This is a genomic window from Streptomyces sp. NPDC008139 (genome assembly GCF_042957025.1).
Classification (GTDB): domain Bacteria; phylum Actinomycetota; class Actinomycetes; order Streptomycetales; family Streptomycetaceae; genus Actinacidiphila.
On the sequence record NZ_JBIBHM010000007.1, the window covers coordinates 61096 to 84022 of the forward strand.

At 73.2% G+C, this 22927-nt stretch carries 16 protein-coding genes; 10 read left to right on the forward strand and 6 right to left on the reverse strand.

Annotated elements, in window-relative coordinates; genetic code table 11:
• Window positions 1-44: 44 nt before the first annotated feature.
• Window positions 45-803: a methyltransferase domain-containing protein gene (locus ACFZBB_RS16100; RefSeq protein WP_391122414.1), complete on the forward strand. Its 759-nt coding sequence runs from the start codon at window positions 45-47 to the stop codon at window positions 801-803.
• Window positions 804-949: 146 nt separating this feature from the next.
• Here ACFZBB_RS16100 and ACFZBB_RS16105 read toward each other — a convergent pair whose 3' ends face one another.
• The 3 genes from ACFZBB_RS16105 to ACFZBB_RS16115 form a co-directional block, all read right to left on the reverse strand.
• The gene (locus ACFZBB_RS16105; RefSeq protein WP_391122417.1) at window positions 950-1717 is read right to left on the reverse strand and encodes an ATP-binding cassette domain-containing protein; all 768 of its coding nucleotides are present in this window, start codon (window positions 1715-1717) and stop codon (window positions 950-952) included.
• Entirely contained in the window at window positions 1717-2625 is a 909-nt protein-coding gene (locus tag ACFZBB_RS16110) for an amino acid ABC transporter permease (protein WP_355347404.1), read from the reverse strand. The genes ACFZBB_RS16105 and ACFZBB_RS16110 overlap by 1 nt, the downstream gene beginning before the upstream one ends.
• Before the next feature lie 94 nt (window positions 2626-2719).
• Window positions 2720-3691: a transporter substrate-binding domain-containing protein gene (locus tag ACFZBB_RS16115; protein WP_391122420.1), complete on the reverse strand. Its 972-nt coding sequence runs from the start codon at window positions 3689-3691 to the stop codon at window positions 2720-2722.
• Between the two features lie 483 nt (window positions 3692-4174).
• On the opposite strand from ACFZBB_RS16115, the gene ACFZBB_RS16120 reads away from it, so the two are divergent.
• Together ACFZBB_RS16120 and ACFZBB_RS16125 are read left to right on the forward strand one after the other, a co-directional pair.
• Window positions 4175-5350: a malic enzyme-like NAD(P)-binding protein gene (locus ACFZBB_RS16120; RefSeq protein ID WP_391123191.1), complete on the forward strand. Its 1176-nt coding sequence runs from the start codon at window positions 4175-4177 to the stop codon at window positions 5348-5350.
• Window positions 5351-5428: 78 nt separating this feature from the next.
• Entirely contained in the window at window positions 5429-6391 is a 963-nt protein-coding gene (locus ACFZBB_RS16125; RefSeq protein WP_391122423.1) for a zinc-binding dehydrogenase, read from the forward strand.
• Between the two features lie 10 nt (window positions 6392-6401).
• Here the strand turns inward: ACFZBB_RS16125 and ACFZBB_RS16130 are convergent, their stop codons facing one another.
• From ACFZBB_RS16130 to ACFZBB_RS16140, 3 genes are all read right to left on the reverse strand, one after another.
• Window positions 6402-7394, reverse strand: a complete 993-nt coding sequence (locus tag ACFZBB_RS16130; protein ID WP_391122426.1) for a helix-turn-helix transcriptional regulator — start codon at window positions 7392-7394, stop codon at window positions 6402-6404.
• A 1-nt stretch (window position 7395) separates the two neighbouring features.
• On the reverse strand, window positions 7396-8244 hold the full coding sequence (locus ACFZBB_RS16135) for a DUF4097 family beta strand repeat-containing protein (RefSeq protein ID WP_391122429.1): 849 nt from the start codon (window positions 8242-8244) through the stop codon (window positions 7396-7398).
• Between the two features lie 1131 nt (window positions 8245-9375).
• The gene (locus ACFZBB_RS16140) at window positions 9376-9549 is read right to left on the reverse strand and encodes a DUF6104 family protein (protein ID WP_391122432.1); all 174 of its coding nucleotides are present in this window, start codon (window positions 9547-9549) and stop codon (window positions 9376-9378) included.
• A 210-nt stretch (window positions 9550-9759) separates the two neighbouring features.
• On the opposite strand from ACFZBB_RS16140, the gene ACFZBB_RS16145 reads away from it, so the two are divergent.
• From ACFZBB_RS16145 to fxsT, 7 genes are all read left to right on the forward strand, one after another.
• Window positions 9760-11925: a trypsin-like peptidase domain-containing protein gene (locus ACFZBB_RS16145; protein ID WP_391122435.1), complete on the forward strand. Its 2166-nt coding sequence runs from the start codon at window positions 9760-9762 to the stop codon at window positions 11923-11925.
• 24 nt (window positions 11926-11949) lie between these two features.
• Window positions 11950-12963, forward strand: a complete 1014-nt coding sequence (locus ACFZBB_RS16150; protein ID WP_188283451.1) for a MoxR family ATPase — start codon at window positions 11950-11952, stop codon at window positions 12961-12963.
• Window positions 12964-12970: 7 nt separating this feature from the next.
• On the forward strand, window positions 12971-16351 hold the full coding sequence (locus tag ACFZBB_RS16155) for an SAV_2336 N-terminal domain-related protein (RefSeq protein WP_391122438.1): 3381 nt from the start codon (window positions 12971-12973) through the stop codon (window positions 16349-16351).
• Window positions 16352-16473: 122 nt separating this feature from the next.
• Entirely contained in the window at window positions 16474-16848 is a 375-nt protein-coding gene (gene fxsA, locus ACFZBB_RS16160) for an FxSxx-COOH cyclophane-containing RiPP peptide (RefSeq protein WP_391122441.1), read from the forward strand.
• 206 nt (window positions 16849-17054) lie between these two features.
• Complete coding sequence (locus tag ACFZBB_RS16165) at window positions 17055-18272, forward strand: FxsB family cyclophane-forming radical SAM/SPASM peptide maturase (RefSeq protein ID WP_391123194.1); 1218 nt, start codon at window positions 17055-17057, stop codon at window positions 18270-18272.
• Complete coding sequence (locus ACFZBB_RS16170; protein WP_391122444.1) at window positions 18269-19675, forward strand: aKG-HExxH-type peptide beta-hydroxylase; 1407 nt, start codon at window positions 18269-18271, stop codon at window positions 19673-19675. Before ACFZBB_RS16165 ends, ACFZBB_RS16170 begins: the two co-directional genes overlap by 4 nt.
• 164 nt (window positions 19676-19839) lie before the next feature.
• Window positions 19840-22848 (forward strand): FxSxx-COOH system tetratricopeptide repeat protein, encoded by a 3009-nt coding sequence (gene fxsT / locus ACFZBB_RS16175; protein WP_391122447.1) that lies wholly within the window; start codon window positions 19840-19842, stop codon window positions 22846-22848.
• Window positions 22849-22927: the final 79 nt, after the last annotated feature.

Sequence of the window (22927 nt, forward strand, 5' to 3'; positions counted from 1 at the left end):
AATGGCTGAACGGGCTATCAGGGTATTACGAAACGGAGGCTGGTGTGGCTGTGGCGACGGAGAGTGTCTGGCAGGACTGGCAGCGGAGCTGGGACCGCCAGCAGGAGTGGTACATGCCCGACCGCGAGGAACGCTTTCGGGTGATGCTGGACATGGTCGAGGCACTGGTCGGCACCGCGCCCAGGGTGCTGGACCTCGCGTGCGGTACCGGAAGTATCACGGACCGGCTGCTCCGGAGGTTCCCGGCGGCCGGCAGCACCGGCGTCGACCTGGACCCCGCGCTGCTCGCCATCGCGGCCGGTTCCTTCGCCGGGGACGACAGGGTCACCCTCGTCACCGCCGACCTCAAGGACCCGCGCTGGACCGAGAAGCTGCCGCACGACTCGTACGACGCCGTGCTCACCGCGACCGCGCTGCACTGGCTGCACAGCGACGCGCTCCAGGCGCTGTACGGGCAGCTCGCCGGACTCGTGCGCGAGGGCGGGGTCTTCCTCAACGCCGACCACATGCCGGACCCGGCGACCCCCGCCATCAACGCGGCCGACCGCGCGCAGCGGCACGCCCGGATGGACCGGGCCAAGGCCGAGGGCGCCCTGGACTGGAGCCAGTGGTGGCAGCTCGCCGCCGCCGACCCGGTGCTCGCCGAGCCCACCGCCAGGCGGTTCGAGATCTACGGCGAGCACGCCGACGGCGACACCCCGCCGCTCGAATGGCACGCGCGCACACTGCGCGAGGCGGGCTTCTCCGAGGCCCGGGGCGTGTGGAGTTCGCCCAGCGACGCCCTCGTGCTCGGCCTCAAGTAGCCCGGCGCCGGGTGGCCGGGCGCCGGGTGGCCGGGCCGCACGGAGGTCGGCGCCAAGTCGCCCTGATCGCGCGGGAGTTGACGCCGGGCGTACGACGGAGGGGGTACGGGCCCGAGGCCCGTACCCCCTTGTGATCCCGCGTCGCGTCACAGTACCTTTGATAGAAAGGCCCTCGTGCGCTCGTGCTGCGGATTGCCCAGCACCTCCCGGGGATGACCCGACTCGACGACGACACCGTCGTCCATGAAGACCAGAGCGTCGCCCACCTCACGGGCGAACCCCATCTCGTGCGTGACCACGATCATCGTCATGCCGTCCTCGGCCAGCCCCCGCATCACGTCGAGGACGTCGCCGACCAGCTCCGGGTCGAGCGCCGACGTCGGCTCGTCGAACAGCATCAGCTTCGGCTCCATGGCCAGCGCCCGCGCGATGGCCACCCGCTGCTGCTGCCCGCCGGAGAGCTGCGACGGGTAGTTCGCCGCCTTGTCGGCGAGGCCGACCCGGTCGAGCAGCCGTACGGCGCGCTCCCGCGCCACCGCCTTGGGCTCGCGCTTGACCTGGACCGGACCCTCCATGACGTTCTCGATCGCCGTCATGTGCGGGAAGAGATTGAACCGCTGGAAGACCATCCCGATGTCCCGGCGCTTGGCCGCGACCTCGCGGTCCCGCAACTCGTGCAGCCGGTCGCCCTGCTGCCGGTAGCCGACCAGCTCGCCGTCGACCCACAGCCGCCCGGCGTTGATCTGCTCCAGGTGGTTGATGCACCGCAGGAAGGTGGACTTGCCGGAACCGGAGGGACCGATCAGACAGAACACCTCGCGGGGCGCGACCTCCAGGTCGATGCCCTTGAGAATGTGCGCGGCGCCGAACGACTTGTGGACGGCCTCCGACTTCACCATCGGCTGGACGCTCATCAGGCCACCTTCGGTCGGCGCAGGGTGGACAGGTTGGACATGACCTTCTGCCACGGCGTGAGCGGCAGACTCCGCAGCGAGCCACGCGCGTAACGCCGTTCCAGATAGAACTGGCCGACGCTGAACACGCTGGTCAGCACCAGGTACCAGACGGAGGCCACGAACAGCATCTCCATCACGGCGCCGGAGTCGGACCCGATGTCGGAAGTGGCGCGCAGCACTTCGGTGTACTGCACCACCGACACCAGCGAGGAGGTCTTCAGCATGTTGATGAACTCGTTGCCGGTCGGCGGGATGATCACGCGCATCGCCTGCGGCAGCACGATCCGCCGCATGGTCCTGCCGCCGGTCATGCCGAGCGCGTGCGCCGCCTCGGTCTGGCCCTCGTCCACCGACTGGATGCCGGCCCGCACGATCTCCGCCATGTACGCGCCCTCGTTGAGGCCGAGTCCCAGCAGGGCTGCCACGAAGGGGGTCATGACGGCGACGGTGTCGTTCTTGTAGATCGGCCCGAGGTTGATCACCGGGAAGATCAGCGACAGGTTGAACCACATCAGGAGCTGCACGTACACCGGGGTGCCCCGGAAGAACCAGATGTACAGCCAGGACACCGCCCCCGTCACCGGGTTCTTCGACAGCCGCATGACCGCGAAGAGCACGCCCAGCACCAGGCCGAGCGCCATCGAGCACACACTGATCAGGACGGTGTGCCACAGACCCTTGAGCACCTGCTGGTCGAAGACCTTGTCCCCGACCGTGCCCCAGATGACATCACCCTGCGAGAACGCGTAGACCAGCCACCCCAGCAGCACGACCACCACGACGGCGCTGACCCAGCGCCCGTAGTGCCGTACCGGGACCGCGCGGATGGCCTCGTACGGCGTGGCCGGCCGTGTGTCCTTCCGCAGCGGGTCCCGCGGCGCCCCGTCCTGCGGCGGGGCGTCCTGCGGCGGGGTGTCGCCCGATGGCTTCTCGAAGGGGGCCGGTGTGCCCGATGCCACGTCAGGAACCGCCGTTGATCGCGGCCGACGCGATGGCGCCGCTGCTCGCGTTCCACTTCTGCAGCACCTGCGCGTAGGTGCCGTCCGCGATGATCGCGTCCATGGCCGCCTTCAGCGCGTCCCTGAGCTGCGTGTTGTCCTTGCTGACCGCGATGCCGAACGGACCGGCGTCCGCGGGGGAGCCCGCGACCTCGAAGTCGTTGCCGTTGCCGGACTTCTGCGCGATGTACGCGGCCACCGGCGTGTCATTGAGGTCGGCGACCGCGCCGCCCGCCTTCACCCGGGTCTGCGCCTCGGAGTCGGTGTCGAACTTCTGGATCTTCAGGCCCTTGGAGCCGCACTCCTTCTTCTGGGCCTCGAACGCGTCGTCGTAGATCGTGCCGCGCTGGACGGCCACGGTCTGCCCGCACACGTCGGCCAGGGACTTGACGCCCTTCGGGTTGCCCTTCTTCACCAGCAGGGAGGAACCGGAGGTGTAGTAGTCGACGAAGTCGACGCCCTTGCCGATCTTCTTGCCCTTGTCGTCCAGACCGCCCTGGCGGGCCTTCGTGTCGCTCATAGCGGACATCACGATGTCCGAGCGGCCGGTGTAGATGGAGGTGATCAGGCCGTCGAACTTGCCGTTGGTGAACTTGAAGGTGACGCCGAGCTGCTTGGCCAGCGCGTCCGCGATGTCCGGGTCGATGCCGACGATCTTGCCGTTCTCGGTCTGCTCCATCGGCGCGTACGAGGCGTCCGTGCCGACCTGGATCGTCTTGGAGTCCTGGTACTTCTGGGGCAGCTTCGAGAAGAGCGGGGCGACCGCCGAGGTCGCCGAGGACCCCGTCCCACTAGGGGCGACGGTGTTCGCGGGCTTGTCCTTCTTGGTCTGGTCGCCGCATCCGGTCAGTACCAGAGTGCCGGCGACCGCTATGGCGGCGACCGCGGTGAGACGAGTGAGAGCGGCCGAACGCCGGGTCGTACATGCGGTCATCGCTGTGTCCTCCTGCGGAAGTGAGGGGGTCGTGCAGTGGACATGGCACACGCCATCGAGTACCGCCACCGTGTGTGATCTGTGCATCTTGCCATCCGGACACCCCCGGGCAGGGTTCTCGTTGTGTCAAAATCGGATAACGGGCGATCCCCGGGCCTCCACCAGGCCGGCACACCAAGGCCGGACCACGCGGAGGCCGTGCCGATCAATTCCCACTCGTCCCCGGAACCGACTTCCGGTAGAACGGGTCCTCACCCCTCATCCGGGGCCCATGGCGTGCGTGCGGCGCGCCTGGCGTCGGCCGTCACCTTGCTCACTCGTACCTGGTGACGCGGACGCCGAGCCCACCTCCACCCCCTTCGGGCGGAGTACCCTCATTCATCATTCAGACAAAGGGGTCAAAAAGTGGCAGCGGAGATCGTCAATCCCCGGACCGATGCGGACAGTACGGACAGTGCGGACGGCGCCGACCGTGCGGACGGCATGAGCGGTACGGACGACGCGTTCCCCATCGATCCGGTCTTCGCCCTGCACCGCGGCGGCAAGATGGAGGTCACCTCGACCGTGCCGATCCGTGACGCCGACGACTTGTCGCTCGCGTACACACCCGGTGTCGCCGAGGTCTGCACCGCCATCGCGAACAAGCCGGAGCTGGTGCACGACTACACCTGGAAGTCCCAGGTCGTCGCGGTCGTCACCGACGGCACCGCGGTGCTGGGTCTGGGCGACATCGGCCCCGAGGCGTCCCTGCCGGTCATGGAGGGCAAGGCCATCCTCTTCAAGCAGTTCGGCGGCGTCGACGCCGTGCCGATCGCGCTGGCCTGCACCGACGTGGACGAGATCGTGGAGACCGTGGTCCGGCTCGCCCCGTCCTTCGGCGGCGTCAACCTGGAGGACATCTCCGCCCCCCGCTGCTTCGAGATCGAGCGCAAGCTCCAGGAGCGGCTGGACATCCCCGTCTTCCACGACGACCAGCACGGCACCGCCGTCGTCACCCTCGCCGCGCTGCGCAACTCCTGCACGCTCACCGGCCGTACCCTCGGCGACCTGCGCGCCGTCATCTCCGGCGCGGGCGCGGCCGGGGTCGCCATCGCCAAGATCCTCGTCGAGGCGGGCATCGGCGACGTCGCCGTCACCGACCGCAAGGGCATCGTGCACGCCGGACGCGACGACCTGAACCCGGTCAAGCGCGAGCTGGCCTCGTATACGAACAAGGCGGGTCTCACCGGGCCGTTGGAGGCCGCGCTGGACGGCGCCGACGTCTTCATCGGGGTCTCCGGCGGTACGGTCCCGGAGTCCGCGGTCGCCACGATGGCCCGTGGCGCGTTCGTCTTCGCGATGGCCAACCCCACGCCGGAGATCCACCCGGACGTCGCGCGCAAGTACGCGGCCGTCGTGGCGACCGGGCGCAGCGACTTCCCGAACCAGATCAACAATGTGCTCGCCTTCCCCGGGATCTTCGCGGGCGCCCTCCAGGTGCGGGCCTCGGCCATCACCGAGGGGATGAAGATCGCCGCCGCCGAGGCGCTGGCCGCCGTCGTCGCCGACGAGCTCTCGCCGCAGTGCGTCATCCCGTCGCCCTTCGACCCGCGGGTCGCCCCCGCCGTGACCGCGGCCGTCGCCGCCGCCGCGCGGGCGGAAGGGGTGGCGCGCCGCTGACCGCGGCCCCGGGGTGCGCGGAGGGTCACATGCCGTGGCGGTTCCTCGGGCGCCGGGACCGACCGTAGGGTCGACGGCATGTATGCCGCATACGCCGCACGTATTGACGCCGACAAGCCGTTGAGCGGGTTGGAGTTGGGGGAGCGGCCGGAGCCGTCGGAGCGCCCCGGCTGGACCACCGTCACGGTCAAGGCCGCCTCGCTCAACCACCACGACCTGTGGTCGCTGCGCGGGGTGGGCCTCGGCCGGGAGAGCCTGCCGATGATCCTCGGCTGCGACGCCGCCGGGATCGACGAGGACGGCAACGAGGTGGTGCTGCACTCCGTGATCGGCCAGACCGGTCACGGGGTCGGTCCCACCGAGCGCCGCTCCATCCTCACCGAGCACTACCAGGGCACCTTCGCCGAACGGGTCTCCGTACCGGCCTGGAATGTGCTGCCCAAGCCGAAGGAACTCTCCTTCGAGGAGGCGGCCTGCCTGCCGACCGCATGGCTGACCGCGTACCGCATGCTCTTCACCAACGCCGGGGTACGGCCGGGCGACGCGGTCCTCGTGCAGGGCGCGGGCGGGGGTGTCGCCACCGCCGCGATCGTGCTGGCCCGCGCCGCCGGGCTGCGGGTGCACGCCACCAGCCGGGACGCGGCCAAGCGGGAGCGCGCGCTCGAACTGGGCGCGCACGCGGTGTACGAATCGGGCGCGCGGCTGCCGGAGCGGGTGGACGCCGTCATCGAGACGGTCGGGGCGGCGACCTGGTCGCACTCGGTCAAGTCGCTGCGGCCCGGCGGCACGCTCGTCATCTCCGGCGCCACCAGCGGGCAGAATCCGCCCGCCGCCGAGCTGAACCGGATCTTCTTCCTGGAGCTGAAGGTGGTCGGTTCGACCATGGGCTCCAAGGAGGAGCTGCGGGATCTGCTGGCCTTCTGCGCGGCCAGCGGCGTACGGCCGGTGATCGACTCCGTACTGCCGCTGGACCGCGCCCGCGAGGGCTTCGAACGGCTCGCCGCCGGGGAGCTGTTCGGGAAGGTCGTGCTGACCGTGTAAGCGGCCCGCGCTACGTGGGCGGGAGGTGCAGGGCCGCCACGATGTGCGCCGCCGCGGCGGACAAGTGGCGCCTCACCTCGCGCAGTTGGGTGTCGTTGACGCCCAGGTCGCGGGCGGCGTCGCGGATGTCGTCGCGGAAGCGGTCCAGCAGGCGTTCGAGGTCGCGGAAGGGGTCGGCGGACGGCGGGGTGTCGTCGTCCGCGGGCTCGGGCGCTTCCGTGTCCGCGTCCGACTTCGCCGACGTGTCCCCTTCCCTCTCCGTCTCCTCCTCCGTCTCCTTCTCCGTCTCCTGGGCGGGCTCGGCCGTGGCGTCGGCCCAGACCGGGGGCGTACCGGCGGGCGCGCCCCAGGGCGTGGTCGGTACGTCCATGCCCTTGCCGAACCGGCTCAGCTCCTTGGTGAGTTCGGCGAGACCGTCGCGCAGCCCGGCCTGCCAGTCGCCGGAGCGTACGTGCGACTGCACCTGCTCCTGGACCTGGCGGGCGATCCGCTCGACCTCCTCGCGCGCGGCCTTGGCCTGGCGGCGGGCGTCGCGCGCCTCCTCCTTGGCCCGGCGGCTCTCCTCCTTGGCGCGCGCGGCCTGCTCGCGCCACTCGTGCTTGGGCGACGGGGGTGTACGCGCCTCCTGCGCGGCGGCGCGCACCTCGCGGCGCAGGTCACCGGCGGCGCCCCGGACGTCCTCGCGGATCTCCGCGGCCAGCGTGGAGACGGACTCGCGGATCTCCGCCTCCAGGCCCGCGATCTCGTCGGCGCGGTCGGCCAGCTCGCCGCGGCCCGCGTCGGTGAGGGCGTAGACCTTGCGGCCGCCCTCGGTGGAGTGCGTGACCAGGCCCTCCTTCTCCAGTTTCGCCAGCCGCGGGTAGACGGTGCCCGCGGAGGGCGCGTACAGCCCCTGGAAACGCTCTTCCAGCAGCCGGATCACCTCGTAGCCGTGCCGGGGCGACTCGTCCAGCAGCTTGAGCAGGTAGAGCCGGAGTCGGCCGTGGGCGAAGACGGGCGCCATGTCAGATGTCCTTCCGGAACGAGGGCGCGTCCTCCAGCGGCGGCCTGCGCAGCAGGGCGATGGCGCCGGAGACGGTGGTGGCTCTCAGGCGCGCCCCGCCGGAGCCGATCCGGCCGGTGATGCGCTTGGCCCCCCACTGCCCGGTGACGCGCAATTCGTCGAAGGCGCAGGAGACATGGCCGCTGGTGGTGTTGGCGTCGACCTCCGCGTCGCCCGGTTCCGGGATACGGATGGCGATCTCGCCCGAGACGCTGGTGAGCCGGACGTCCGCCCCCGCGGACGGATCGAGGTCGAGCACCATGTTGCCGCTCACGGAGTCCGCTTTGACCTCGGCGCCGCTGCCCTCGACCACGGTGAGGTCACCGGAGACGGTGTTGATCCGCAGGCTGCCGGAGACGGACTGGGCCTCGACGCTGCCCGCGACGGTGTTGGCCCGCACCGGGCCGCTGAGGCCGACGAGTGTGGTGTCCCCGTTGACCCCCTGCACGCTGGTCTCCCCGGCGATCCCGGAGATCACGGCGCCGGCGCCGACGACTCCCACTTCGACCTTGGTGCGCTGCGGGACGGCGAGCGTCACGACCGCGTGACGCTGCCAGCCCTTGGGGTCGAGCCACTTCAGGAAGCCCTTCCACGGCAGGTCGTCGTAGGTCACGGTGAGGGTGCCGCCGCGGTGGTACACCTTCAGCGGTGGGCCGTCGATCTCGGTGACCTCGACCCGTGCGGGGCCGTCCTCGGTGCCGACGACGTTCACGGCGCCGTTGACGATGCGCACGCAGAGGGTGTCGACGGGCTCCTCGAACACGAACTTTTCCGGCTCCGCCACGGTCCGGTCCGACGACATGCCGCTCATCGTGCCCCTCCTCGGGTGCGCCTTGGGACGCAACATATCGCGTCTCGTGCATTCACGATATATCGCGTGGCTCACAAGTCAAGTGGTGTCTTGTCTTTCCCGCCCGCCCACCCGTGCGGGTGTTTTTTCGTCTGCGGGTGCCGCTTGTGCCTGGGTCGGTGCCGGTCCGGGGCACCTCCTCGAAATGCGGCTACCTGGTCCCGTGCATCCGGCACCCTTCTTGTCACCGCATTTCTGCGGGGGCACCCCGGCCCGTCCCCTTCCGGTACGTCGGCGTCCGCCCGCCGGTGGGGGTGGCCGGGAGGGGGGTGGGTGGACTCGGGTACGTCGGCGTCCGACGGTCTGGTGGGGGTGGCCGGGAGGGGGGTGGGTGGACTCGGGTACGTCGGCGTCCGACGGTCTGGTGGGGTGGCGGAGGGGGGTGGGTGGGCTCGGGTACGTCGGCGTCCGACGGTCTGGTGGGGTGGCGGAGGGGGGTGGGTGGGCTCGGGTACGTCGGCGTCCGACGGTCCGGTGGGGTGGCGGAGGGGGGTGGGTGGGAGCCCGGGCCCTGCGTCACCCGACCTTCCGGCGGGGCGGGCGAAAGGGAGTGGGTGGCGGACGGAAGGCGGTGGGTGGGGGCCGGGCCCTGCGCCAACCGACGTCCAGCCGGGTGGACGAAAGGGGTGGGTGGGTGAGGTGCGGGATCTGGCCGCCTGGCCGTCCGGCGGGGTGGGTGAAGGGGGGCCGGGGTCTGGGCGAGGCGACGGTCTGGAGGGGGGTGGGTGGGAGTGCGGGTGCTGGGGGTGGCAGGGGGGGTGTTGGGCGCTTGGGGGAGGGCCCGAGGTCTGCGGGCCGCCGGGAGGGGCACCGGCGCAGGGCGGTTCGCCGGAAGGACCCCTCTCCCCCTCAGCTATCCACGGACAGGCGGACGCCGACGTACCGGGAGGGGACGGGCCGGGGTGCCCCCGCAGAAATGCGGTGACAGGAACGGCACCGGATGCACGGGACCAGGCAGCCGCATTTCGAGGAGGTGCCCCGGACCGGCACCGACCAGGCACAAGCGGCACCCGCAGACGACAAAGCACCCGCACGGGTGGGCGGGCGGGCGGGAAAGACGAAAGACCAAAGACCCAAGGACCGAGCCGGAGGCTAGTCCTCGTCGTCGAGCCGCGCCAGCCACGTCGCCAACCGCTCGATCGGAATCTCGAATTCGGGGTTGAGGTCCACGAATTCGCGCAAGCGCTCGGCCAGCCAGTCGAAAGAGACTTCCTCCTCGCCGCGCCGGGTGGCGAGCTCCTCGATGCCGCGGTCGGTGAAGTACAAGATCTGCTCCGGAACGGGGTGGGACGGTGGTGGACGGGGAAGAACGGGAGGGACGAGACGGGACGTACACCGCAAGGATAGGGAGTATGTCCGAAGGTCCTCGCGCCGGTCCTGGCCGCGGGCTAGCCTTCGGAGACGATCAGTCACTGGGGGTGGGATGGGGGCGCAGACGGCTGCCGCCGCGGCACCGCGATTAGGGCGGGGCGCGCGATGACGGCGTTCGGCGGTCCCGGAGGGCTCGACGAGCCCGCCGACCCCGCCGAGATCCTGACCCCGCTGGTCAGCGAGGCGACCGTACGCGTTCACGGCCGGGAACCCGGCTACCCGCTGCGGGGCAGCGGCTTCTTCGTGGCGCCGAACTGGGTGCTCACCTGCGCGCACGTCGCGCTCGCCCAGAGCGGCGGCGGCGGCGGTGACGGCGGCCCGGCCGGCCGCAAGGTCTCCGTGGGATACGGCGACCGCATGCTCAGCGGCGTCGTGGAGTGGGCGGAACCGGCGGGCCACACCGGCACCGGCCGCTGGCCGTCCCCCGACCTGGCGCTGATCCGGCTGCTGGACAGCGTCGACCACCCCTGCGTCTGGCTCACCGAGCGCACCGCGAAGGGCTATACCACCAACCAGGTCGCGTACTTCGGCCACATCCCGATGGACGGCGAGGTCGTCGCGTACAACGGCCGCTGTTCCATCAGCGGCCAGCTCGGCAGCGGCGGACTGCTCAAGCTCGGCAACGAGGACGAGATGCCCAACGGCGTCTCGGGCGGCCCGGTCGTGGACCTCGTGCGCGGCGAGGTGATCGGGGTGCTGAAGGCGCGCCGTACCGGCCAGGACGGCGGACTCGCCATCGGCGTCCAGGAGTTGCGCAGGCTGCCCGCCACCGGCACCGCCGCCGACCTGTACCACCGCGTGATGACGGCGCACGACCTCTACCACGCCGACCGTTACGCCTTCGTCGGCGGCCAGGAGGTCACCTGGACCGACGCGCACGGCGAGATCGGCGCCGCCGCGGGCCGCGCCCTGACCCCGGGCCAGCGCACCGCACTGCTCGGGATGCTCGCCCAACTACCGCCGCCCGCCAGCGCGAAGAGCCTCCAGGACATCGTCGGAGCGGTCCGCGGCAGCCCCGCGCAGGGCCTGCCGACCGCGCCGCGCGCCTGGCGGGACGGCCTGGGCCTGCTGTACGACCTGCGGCGCGGCACCAGCGAGTTGGAGGCGGTGCTGCGGTTCGCGGTGCAGGCCGCGACCGCCGACAGGACCCGCGCGGCGGACGAGGCGGCGGAACGCGTTCTGTGGCACTGGGCGCAGGACACCGCCGCCGACGCGATCGGTCTGACCCGGCTGTTCCGCAACACCCTGGTCACCGAGCGCAAGGCCCGGCTGCGCGCCCGCGGCACGCTGGTCACCGGCCTGACCGGCGATCTCGGCGCGGACCCGGACGTCGGCCTCGGCGCCGACTTCGGCACCGGCTTCGGTGACCCGGGCACGGACCTCGACGATCAGGGATCGGACAGCGGTACGACCGCGGACGCGGCCACCGCGACCGCCGCCGACGCGGGCCCCGGCGGCCGGCCGGACCGCCGGATCCGCCCCGAGGCCCTGCTGGAGATCATCCCGCGCGGCTGGGAGCCGGGCCGCCTCGACTGGCGGGTCTGCGTCGTCCCGGAGAACGGCGAAGTGGAGTGCGTCGAGGAGGACTTCCGCGGCACCGCGCTCGACGACCTGCCGGGCCGGCTGCGCGAGCCGCTGGACGAGGTGTTCCGCCGCTGCGACCAGCCCGGCTACCCGGCGCCGCTGCAACTGGCCGTCCCCGGCGCCCTGGTGGGCTTCCCCGTCGAGACCTGGCCGCTCGGTCCCGGCGGGCGCGCGCTCGGCGCCGTACGCCCGGTCGTGGTGCGCCGCACCGACGCGCCGCCCGACGACGACCCGGCGGTGACCGAGGCCAGGCACGGCCGCTGGCACACCCTGCACCAACAGCGGCCGCGCGCCGACCTGTTCGACTGCGACGACGGCACGCCGGGCCCGCTCCCGGCCGACGACGAACTGCGCGACCGCTCGCGCGACACGCTGCCGGTGCTCTGCCGCAGCGCCGCGACCGCCCCCGAGGAGCTGCACCACCTGGTGACCTCCGGCTACCCGGTCGCGATGTGGCGCAGGGAACCGGTCGCCCCCGAGACGGCCTGCGGCGACTTCCACCGCGGCGTGAACCGTACGGTGCGCGCCGCGCGCACGGCCGCACGGCTGCCCCGCGCCCTCGCCGTCCTGCGCGCGGCGGTGGACGCGGGAGTGCCCGAGGCGTTCTGGTCGGTGGGAATCACCCTGCTCTACGACGATCCGACTCGCCCCCTACCGGGGACCGACGAGCTGTTGGAGACTCCATGAGGACGAGGTATCGAGGTGAGTGAGATGACCGACGCCAGCCCCGCCGGCGAGTGGCTCATCTACCGGGGCACGGGAGAACCGCACACCGGCATCGACGGACTGCCAGAACCCCCGCCCTGGCGGGACTTCGACGGCGGCCCACTGGTCCAGCAGGGCCCTGGACCCGACAGTTCCTCCGCCCGCAGGCTCGGCGCGTACCGGCACATGGCCGAGATGCACCGGCCCAGCCCGGAGGAGTTGGAGATGGTCAACGCGGCGCTGTACCTGCGCCGTCCGCTGCTGGTCACCGGGAGCCCCGGCACCGGCAAGAGCACCCTCGCGCACGCGGTGGCGTACGAACTGGGCCTCGGCCGCGTGCTGCACTGGCCGATCGTCAGCCGCAGCGCGCTCCAGGACGGGCTCTACCGCTACGACGCGATCGCCCGCCTCCAGGACACCCAGATCGCGGCGAATTCCGGCACCGCCCCGCCCGGCGGCATCGGCAGCTACATCAGGCTCGGCCCGCTGGGCACCGCCCTGCTGCCGACCGCCAAGCCCCGGGTGCTGCTCATCGACGAGCTGGACAAGAGCGACATCGACCTGCCCAACGACCTGCTGAACGTGATGGAGGAGGGCGAGTTCGGCATCCCCGAGCTGGAGCGGCTGGCCGAACGCGAGCCGCAGGTCGAGGTGTTGACGGACGACGGTGCCAAGGTCTCGCTCCGCGAGGGCCGCATCCGCTGCCGGGCCTTCCCGTTCGTGATCCTCACCAGCAACGGCGAGCGCGACTTCCCGCCGCCGCTGCTGCGCCGCTGCATCCACCTGGAGCTGGGCCGCCCGGACCACAAGCGGCTGTCCACCGTGGTCCGCGCCCACCTCGGCGACGAGGCGGCGACCGTCGGCGACGACCTGGTGACCCGCTTCCTGGAACGGTCGCGCAGCGAACTCCTCGCCACCGACCAGCTGTTGAACGCGATCTTCCTCACCCATCACGCCGCGCCCCCCACCCGCAGCCGGTTGGCGGACATGCTCATCCAACGGCTCGACCGGCCCAGGTGAACCGGCCATGGCCACCCGGAGACCCGACCCGCAGGCCCCCGACCCGAGGACACCACCCTCCGCCGACACCGGCACCGACACCGAGCGGCCCGACCCGCTCGCGTCCGTCGTCGGCGCCCTGACCGAGGCCGGACTCGACCCGGGACCCACCGAGTTGGCCGACGCGCTGTGGCTGGCCCGCTGGTCCCGCCCGACCTCCCCCGCGAGCACCGCGGGGGAGGCCCGCGACCCCGGCGGCGCCGGTACCGGCAGCGGCGCGCACCGCCCGGGACTGTCCGGCGTCACCGACCCCACCCCGCCCGGCGGCACCGTACTGCCGCGCAGCCTCACCGACCCGGACGACGACCGCCTCGTCCAGCTCTATCCAGGCGTCAGCGCCCCCGGCCGGGCGCGTACCGGACCGGCCGCCGCCGCGCTGTCGGTCGCCGTGCCCGAAGCGGCCACGCTGCCCCGGCTGCTCGAACTCCAGTCGGCGCTGCGGCCGTTGCAGCGCTACCGCAGCCCCGCGCGGCCGTTGCGCGAAGTGCTCGACGAGTCCGCCACCGCGGAGAACAGCGCGCGCGCCGCCGGACTTCTGCTGCCGGTCTTCCGGCCGGTGCTGCGCGGCGACGCCTCGATGCAGCTGCTCATGGACGCCTCGTCCTCGATGTACGTGTGGGAGAGGATGCTCCGCGAGCTGAGCCAGGTCTTCGAACGGCTCGGCGCCTTCCACGAGGTGCAGGTCCGCTATCTGCACGCCACTCCGGACGGCGACCCCGCGGTCAGCGGGCGCTTCGACCCCGAGGCGGTCGGGATGCGCTCCGCCGAGCAGTTGAGCGACCCCACGGGCCGCCGGGTGACCCTGCTGGTCAGCGACTGCGCGGGGCCGCTGTGGCGGTCGGGGCAGGCGCACCGGCTGCTGCACCGGCTGGCCAGACACGGCCCGGTCGCCGTACTCCAGCCGCTCCCGGCCCGGTTGTGGGCCCGGACCCGGCTGCCCGTCTCGTACGGCGTGCTGCACCGCGGCGAAGGGCTGCTGCCCGCCTCGCCGCTGCGCTTCTCCTCGGGCACCGGCGGCTCCTCCCACTACGTGCCGGCCACACCCGTGGGCGACGCGCTGCCGGTGCCCGTACTGCCGCCCACCGCCGAGGCGTTGGGCGCGTGGGCGCGGCTGCTGGCGGGCACGGGCGCGGCCCGCGTGCCCGCCGCCGTCGGCTGGGTGCGCTCCGACCAGCCCGCGACCCCGGCGCCCGCGCGGCAGTCCCCGGTGCCGCCGGTGGCCCTGGTCGGCCGATTCCGCTCGGCCGCCTCGCCCGCCGCCGCCCAGCTCGCCGTCTACCTCGCCGCCGCCCCGCTCTTCCTGCCCGTCATGCAGCTCGTCCAGCGCACGATGCTGCCCGACTCGGGGCCCGCCGAATTGTCGGAGGTGCTGCTCAGCGGCCTGCTCAAGCGGATATCGGGCGACGACGCGCGCGACCACCGCTGGTACGAATTCGCCGACGGTGTACGGGACGTGCTGCTCGGCCCGCTCGGCAGGGACGAGGCGCTGCTGGTGCTCAAGCACTGCTCGGAGTACGTCGAGCAGCGTTTCGGCAAGAGCGGCCCCAACTTCCCCGCGCTGGCCATCACGCAGCTCACCGAGGGGCCGGGGGACCGGCTCGCGGACGCCGCCGTCGCCACCGCGGCCCGCGCCACCGCGCTCGCCGAGCAGGCGTCGACCGTCGTCGCCGAGTCCCCGCAGCCCTTCGCGGAGGTCGCCGCCCGGGTGCTGGAGCGCTTCATGCCGCTGCCGGGGAACACCGGCCACGACCGGCTGGCCGTCGGGGCCGGTACGGGACAGCCGTCGTCCGCGGTGCAGCGGGCCCGGCAGTTGGTGGCGCGCTTCACCGAGGAGGGCATGGTCCAGAATCTGCTGGACGCGGTGCAGTTGCTGCGCCGCGCGGCGGACGAGGAGCGGGTGCGCGGCTCCGACCCCGACCTGTGGAGCGAGCTGGCGCAGAATCTGATCACGCTGTGGCGGCTGCGCGGCGGGGCCGCGCTGCTGCGCGAGGCCCAGGACGCGGCGGCGACGGCCGCGGCGCACCCGGGCTCGGTACCGGCCCGCGCGGTGCGCGCCCGCGTGTTCCAGGCCGCCGCGGACGAGCGGGCGGCGAACGGGGACACGCGGGGCGCGTTGGAGCTTCTGCGGCGCGCGGACCGGGAGTTCAGCGCGGTCTGCGCCGCCCCGGGACTCGACCCGCAGGACGTGCTCGGCGCCACCCTGGAGCGGGTCAGGGTGCTGGAGGACCAGTGGCAGCTCAGCGGCGACGCCGGGCTGCTCCAGGAGACCGTGGGGATGCTGGAGGCGTTCGCGGACTCCTGGCCGCTGTCCGACGCCCGCCCCAGCGCGCTGTCGCTCGCCCACGGCCGCGCCCTGCTGCGGCTGGCGGGCACGGCGGGGGAGCGGGAGCGCGAGCAGGTCTACGCGCTCCAGGCCGCCGAGTACTTCGCCGCGGGACTGGACGCGCTGGAACGCGAGGAGGCGGCCCTCGAAGCGCGGACCGCCGCGCTGCTGTCGCTGGTCGACGCCCATCTGCTGGTCGGCGGACGGCTGCCGGAGGCACAGCGGCTGGTCGACCGGGCGCTGGGTGAGACCCGCGACCGGCTGGCGCGGGCCTCGATCCTGCTGCGTGCGGGCCGGATCAGGGCCGCCCGGCACACCGAGGGCGGCCCGGCCGGTGAACTGGAGGCGGCGGCGGGGCGGTTCGCCGAGGCGTGCCGTCTGACCCCGCGCGACCGCCCCGAGTACAGCGAGATCGTCGCCGAATGGGGCAACGCGCTGCTCGGCCGCTCCGCGCTCCCCGGTGGTGAACTCTTCGTCAACCGGGCCGTGCAGGTGCTGCGGGACTGCCGGATGGAGACCCCGGAGAGCGACCCGCGGCTGTCCGGCAGGCTGCTGATGCTCGGCCGGGCCCTGGTGCTGCGCTACCGGGCGGAACAGGACCTGGTGGACCTGCGCGAGGCCGAGCACGTCCTGGGCCTGGCCGTGCAGCCCGCCGTGGATCCGGCGCAAGTGGCGCGGATCTGGTACGAGTTGGGCGAGTCGCACCGGCTGGGCTACGCGCACACCCAGCGCGGTGAGCGCCTCGACCAGGCGGCCGACGCCTACCGCCGCGCCGCGGAGGCCGCGGGCACGGCGGCCGACCGGTCGGCGGAACCCGGCCCCATGGTGCGGCTGTCGGCGCTGGCGCATCATTGGCGTGGCGTGGTCTACGAATTCGCCCGGCGCCCGCGGGCCGCCGCCGACGCCTACCGGGCCGCGCAGGCCGAATGGCGGCGGCTGCCGGACGACGGAGGGGACGGCGCCGCGGACGAGGAGGCACGGCAGCGGACCGCCGAACGGCTGGCGGCGCTGACACGGACGAACTGAGCCCGGGGCGAGCGGCCCCGGTCCGGCCGCCTCGGACCGACCGGCCCGGACCCCGCGCGAATCCGGGCCGCGACAACTGCATCCCCCCACGAGCCACCACGGGACGAGAGCTGAGGCCGACGATGGACGACCGAGCGTACGGCGGGGCCGAGCGGCCCCCGGACGAACCCGCTCACCACGACGAGGCGTTACCCGAACGCGCCGTTCACGAAAGGGCTGTTGACGAAAGAGCGGTCGCCGAGCGGGCGGTCCCCGAGCGGGCACCTTCCGAACGGGACCTTCCCGAGGCGGTGTCGCCCGAGCACGCCCCCGCCCACCGGATTCCGGCGGACGCCGACATCGACCTGCTCGGCCTCGACCTGGAATCGCTGCGCACCGTCGAACACCCGGTGCTGTCCGCCCTGGTGAGCGATCTGCGGGCCCGCGCGGCCGGTCCCGGCGGCGAGGCGCTGTGGGGCTTCGAGAGCGACCCCAGCGCGCCGGAGGCCACCGGCTGACGCCGCCCGGCGCACCGGGCACCGGCGCGCGCGACCACCGCCCACGTACCCCCGTATCGCGTGATCTCCTGACGGAACGCCGCTTTTGGCCGTGCTCCAGGGCGAATACGGCCAATTCCTTGCCCAGGTGTTTACTTCCGGCCGCCCAGCGGGAACAACCGCTGGGGCCGACGGGGCGGCCTGAGGTACACGGGGGAGGTGATGTGGTGCGTCATCCGGCCGACAACAGGCCGCGGACCGGCAGTAAGGCGACCGAAGGGGCCTTCCCCCTGCGGCAGTTCATCCTCAAGACGCACAGCCGCTGCAATCTGGCCTGCACCTACTGCTACCTCTACGCGGGCCCCGACCACGGCTGGCGGGACCGCCCCCGCGCCGCCCCCGACGCGGTGACCCGGCGCACCGCCGAACGCATCGCGGAACACGCCGCGACCCACCGCCTGCGCGATGTCGCCGTGGTGCTGCACGGCGGCGAACCGTTGCTCAACGGCGCCGACGCGCTCGCCGCCGACGTCGACCTGATCCGCCGCACCGTCCCCGCCGACTGCGCCGTGCACGCCAGCGTGCAGACCAACGGCACCCTGCTCACCGCCGACCGGCTGCGCGTCCTGCGTGACGCGCGTATACGCGTCGGCGTCAGCCTCGACGGCGGCCTGCCCGCCCACAACGCCGCGCGCGTCGACCACGCGGGCCGCCCGTCCTGGGCCGCCGCCTCCGCCGGGGTACGGCTGCTCGCCGAGACCGCGCCCGAGGCGTACGGCGGACTGCTGTGCGTCGTCGACCTCGCCCACGACCCGGTCGAGGTGTACGAGTCGCTGCTGGCCTTCCGGCCGCCGCGGATGGACCTGCTGCTGCCGCACGGCAACTGGACCGCGCCGCCGCCGGGACTGCCCGCATCCGCCGACGACCCCGCGCCGTACGGGAGTTGGCTCTCCGCCGTCTTCGACCGCTGGTGGGGCGCGGAGCGGCGGGAGACCAGGATTCGGCTGTTCGAGGAGTGCGTGGCCCTGCTGCTCGGCCTGCGGTCGCCCGTCGAACGGCTCGGGCTCCAGCCCTTCACCGCCGTCGTGATCGAGACCGACGGCGGCATCGAGCAGGTCGACTCGCTCAAGTCCGCGTACGAGGGCGCCGCCGCCACCGGGCTCGACGTCTTCCGCAACAGCTTCGACGACGCGCTCGCCCACCCCGGCGTCGCCGCCCGCCAGGCCGGGCTCGCCGCCCTCGCCGCCACCTGCCGCGCCTGCCCGCTGGTCACCGTCTGCGGCGGCGGCCACTACGTCCACCGCTACCGGGAGGGCTCCGGCTTCCGCAACCCGTCGGTCTACTGCGCCGACATGGCGCTGCTCATCCGGCACATCGCGCGCCGCCTCGCCGAGGCGGCGGCCCCGGCTCCCGCCGCGTCCCGCGTACGGCGGGAGGCGCCGTGACCACCGCCGCGGCGCCCGTGCTCGACGCGGTGCTGCCGGTGCTCGGCAGCACCGGCAGCGGGCCGGACTCGCTGGAGCTGCTGGTCAGCCACCAGCGCGGGCGGCGGCTGCTGGTGCTGCGCGCGCTGCTCGACGCCGTGCGGACCGCGCCCGCCGGATCGCTGCCCGAGGGGACCGCCGAGCGCGTGCTGGGCGACTGGCGGCTGCTGGAGCGGGCCGAGCGCGCGGACCCGGCAGCCGCCCGCCGCGTCGTGCACTACCCGCTGACCGGCGCGTGGGCCGAGCGCAGCCTACGGGCGCTCACCGTGGCGGGCCAGGCGCCGCGGGCCGCGGAGGCGCTGCCGCACCTGGGCGCGCTCGCCGCGTCCGCCGCCGCCCGCGCGGGCCTGCGCTTCAGCGCCGACGTACCGGTACGCGACGGCCTGTTGACGCTGCCGACGCTCGGCGGCTACCGGCTGCCGGCCGCGGGCCCCCCGCGCAAGCCCGGCGCCGCCGCGCCCCGGATGCGGGTGGACGGCGACGGCAACCGGCTCTGGCTGCGCCCCGAGGAGCGCACCCGCCACGCGGTCGAGGTGCGCAGGGGAACCGACGGCGTGTGGCGCTCGGCCGCCCCCGGCTGGCGCCCGATCCAGGCGCTGTGGCCGCAGGAGGACCGCCCAGACGGTCACCCGGTGCTGATCGACGACGCCGACCCGTACCGCGCGGAGGGCCGCCGCGCCAATCCGTACGGGCTGTCCGCCGCCGACCGGCTCGCCGACGAGGACCGGGCCAGATGGCGTACCGCCTGGCGCGAGGCCCAGCCCTGGCTGCGGCTCGGCGACGGCACCCGGGCCCGCGAAGTGGCCGCGCTGCTCGACTGCTTCGTGCCGCTGGACGGCGCCGCGTCCGCGCAGTACAGCGCCACCTTGGGCGACGCCTTCGGCGCGCTGCTCAGCAGTACGCCGATGGGCGGCCTGAAGATGGCCGCCGCGCTCGTCCACGAGTTGCAGCACACCAAGCTGCTCGCCCTGGCCAGCGTCACCGCGCTGCACACCGCGGACGACACCGCCCGCTACTGGGCCCCCTGGCGGCAGGACCCGCGCCCCTTCGACGGCGTCTTCCAGGGCGCGTACGCCCACCTCGCGCTCGCCGACTTCCACCTCGGCGTCGCGCTGGCCGCCGCGGACCCCGCACAGCGCGACGCCGCGTGGGCCGCGCACTGCCGCTGCCGCCTCCAGGTCGAGGCCGTCCTGCCGCAGCTGCTCGGCTCCAACCGGCTGACCCCGCAGGGCCGCACCCTGGTCAACTCCATGGCGGCGTACCACACTCGGCTGGGACGGCACACGCCGCCGGAAGGCCATCTCGCGCGCGCCACGGCGTACGTCGAGACGGCTCGGGTGATCTGGCGGCGAAAGCGGGTCTGAACGGGCGTCTTTGGGCGCGCGAAACGGCATGACCGTACGTCAACGGGGGAGTAAAGCAGTGTAGTTTCTGGCGAAAGTCACCTGTGCCCTCGGGCGCACCTGGCTCACTGTCGATCCACTGACCCGCCAGAGCACTACGCGCGTATCACGAGGGAGTCGCACGCATGGCCGGAGGGCGTAACGCCGCCTCAGCAGCACGGGGGCCGGGAATCGTCACGATCAGTTACGCGGGCTACAACAGGGCCTGGGCGGCGTGGATCGCGAGCAGACTCGAACGGCACGGCCAGCAGGTGGCGCTGCAGCGCTGGGACGCCGACCCCACGGACTCCATCGAGCGGATGTTACGTGACCTGCTGCTGTCCGAGGGCCGCGTGCTGATCGTGCTCAGCGAGTGGTACTTCCGGCTCGGCCCGCGCACCCACGAGGAGTGGAACGTCGCGCTGCGCGCGGTCGTCCCCGCCCACAGTGAACGCTTCGCCGCGGTCTCCGTCACCCCGGCCGCGCTGCCCAGCGCCGTCGCCTCGCTCGGCGCCGCCGACCTGTGGGGCCTGGGCGCGGCCGAGGCCGAGCGGCGACTGCTCGGCAGGCTCGGCATCGCCCCCTCCCGTGCCTCCTCCAGCGACACCCTCAGCGGCTCCGGCGGCCCGCGCTTCCCGCTGGAACAGCCCGACGTGTGGGGCGGTGTCCCGCGCCGCAACACCCGCTTCACCGGCCGCGAGGAGCTCCTCGGCGACCTGCACAATCACTTCACCCAGGCCGAGCCCGGCGCGGGGGTCGCCACCCTGCACGGCCTGTCCGGGGTCGGCAAGACCCATATCGCGACCGAGTACGTCTACCGCTTCGGCCCGGAGTACGACGTCGTGTGGTGGGTGCGCGCCAGCGAGCGCGGCACCCTGCGCGAGAAGCTGGCGGGCCTGGCGCCCGCGCTCGGCCTGGTCACCGGCCGCGAGTACGGCGAACGGCTGCGCGCGGTACGCGACGCGCTGCGCCGCGGCGAGCCCTACTTCCGCTGGCTGGTGGTCCTCGACGGCGCCGACCAGCCCGAGGACATCCACGACCTGGTGCCCACCGGGCCCGGCCACGTACTGATCACCTCGCAGAACCGCGAGTGGGCCGAGCACAACAGCGCCCTGATCGAAGTGCCCGTCTACAGCAGGGCGGAGAGCGTCGCCTTCGTACGGCGGCGCGCGCCGCGGCTGGACGACGCCGACGCCGACAAGCTGGCCGACGCCCTCGGCGACCTCGCGCTGGCCCTGGACCAGAACGCGGGCGCGCTCAACGACTCGGCCATGCCGGTGGACGACTACATCGAGCTGCTGCGGCACGGCGCGGACGTCGAACCCGGCCTCAAGGTCGCCGCCGACTTCCAGATGACGTACTACACCGCCTTCTCGATACTGCTCAACCGGCTCCGCGAGGACAAGCCGGAGGCCGTCGACCTGCTGCGGCTGTGCGTCTTCTTCGCGCCGGGGCCGATCCCGGTCCGGCTGCTGCGCGACCTGCCCGTGCGCGACCTGCCGGAACAGCTCACCGGGCTGATGGAAGACCCGCTGCTGTGGAACTCGGCGATCAGCAAGCTCGCCCAGTGGGCCGTCGTGCAGTCCGACCCCCCGGAGGCCGAGGACGACGAGGCCGCCGGCACCGCCGAGGTCGTCCAGATGCACCGGCTGGTCTACCAGGCGGTGCGGGCCGACATGCCCGCCGCCGAGCAGAACCTGTACTCCCAGGTGGTCCGCAAGATCCTGGCCGCCGCCGACCCCGGCCGCCCCACCGACACCCGGCTGTGGCCGCGCTACGCCGAGATCGTCCCGCACCTGGAGGCGTCCGGCGCGCTGCGCAGCACCAACCCCGACATCCAGCTCATGATCGTCAACTGCCTGCGCTACCTGCACCTGTCGGGCGAGTACCGGGCCGGACTGCGGCTCGCCGAGGCCACGGCCAAGCACTGGCCCGACCTGCTGGAGCCCGGTCACCCGCGGCTGTGGGACCTGGTGAACAACCGGGCCAACATGATGCGCGCCATGGGCGACTACGTCGCCACCGAGGCCCTGGACCGCGACGCCTTCGAGACCCTGCGCGCCGACCGCGGCGAACAGGACCTGCTGACGCTGCGCGCCGCCAACGGTCTCGCCGCGGACCTGCGCAACCTCGGCCGCTACGACGAGGGCCTGGAAACGGCCCGGTTCGTCGAGCGCGGCTACGCCCGACTCGTCGGCGAGCAGGACTCCCGCACCCTGCTCGCCAAGAACAACCTGGCCGTCACCTACCGGCTGCTCGGCCGCTACCAGGAAGCCCTCGACCTCGACGGCGAGATCCTGGAGGCGCGCCGCGAACTGCTGCGCGCCCGTAACATCGTCACGCTCTCCTCGGAGAACTCCTACGCGTACGACCTGCGGCTGCTCGGCCGCTACGACCAGGCCACGTCGGTGCAGGAGCGCAACGCCGAGACCCACCGCACCGTGCTGGGCGCCGACAACCCCCAGACGCTGCGCGCCGAGCACAATCTGGCGCAGTGCTACTACCGGGCGGGCGACCGGCCGCGTGCCGCCCATCTGATGGGCCGGCTGCTGGAGCGCTGCGAGCGGGTGCTGGGCAGCACCGACCCGCTGTCGCTGCGGGTCGCGGTCACGTACTCCAGTTTCGAGCGGGAGCACGGCGACCTCGACCGGGCCAGGGAGCTGTCGGAGTTCGTACTGCGGCACTACCGCTGGCAGTTCAACGCCCGGCACGCGTTCGTCTCCGGCGCGCTCGCCAACCACGGCCTGCTGCTGCGGGCGGCCGGCGAGCGGCAGCAGTCGCAGATCGAGATCGAGGACGCGCTGATCGGCATGACCCGCGCGGTCGGCGACGACCACCCGTGGACGCTGGGCTGCGCGCTCAACGCCAGCGGCGCCCGCAACTTCGCGGGCGACCCGGAGAGCGCGGCCGAACTCAGCCGCGCCACCGCGGAGCGGGCCACCGCCCGGCTCGGCAAGGACCACCCGCTGACGCTGTCCTGCCGGATCGCGCTCGCCACCGACCTGCGCAACATGCGCAAGCGGCAGGAGGCCGACAAGATCGAGGAGGAGGCGCTGGCCGCGCTCTCGGCCACCCTCGGCCCGCAGCACCCGCACACGGTGACGGCCCGCTCCCGCACCCGCCCCTACTGGGACTTCGAGCCCATCAGCTCGTAGCACGCGCCCCGCCGCGGGGACGGGCCGGGGGGCCCCCCCCCGGGGGGGGGGGGGGGGCCCCCCCCGGTGGGCCCGGGGC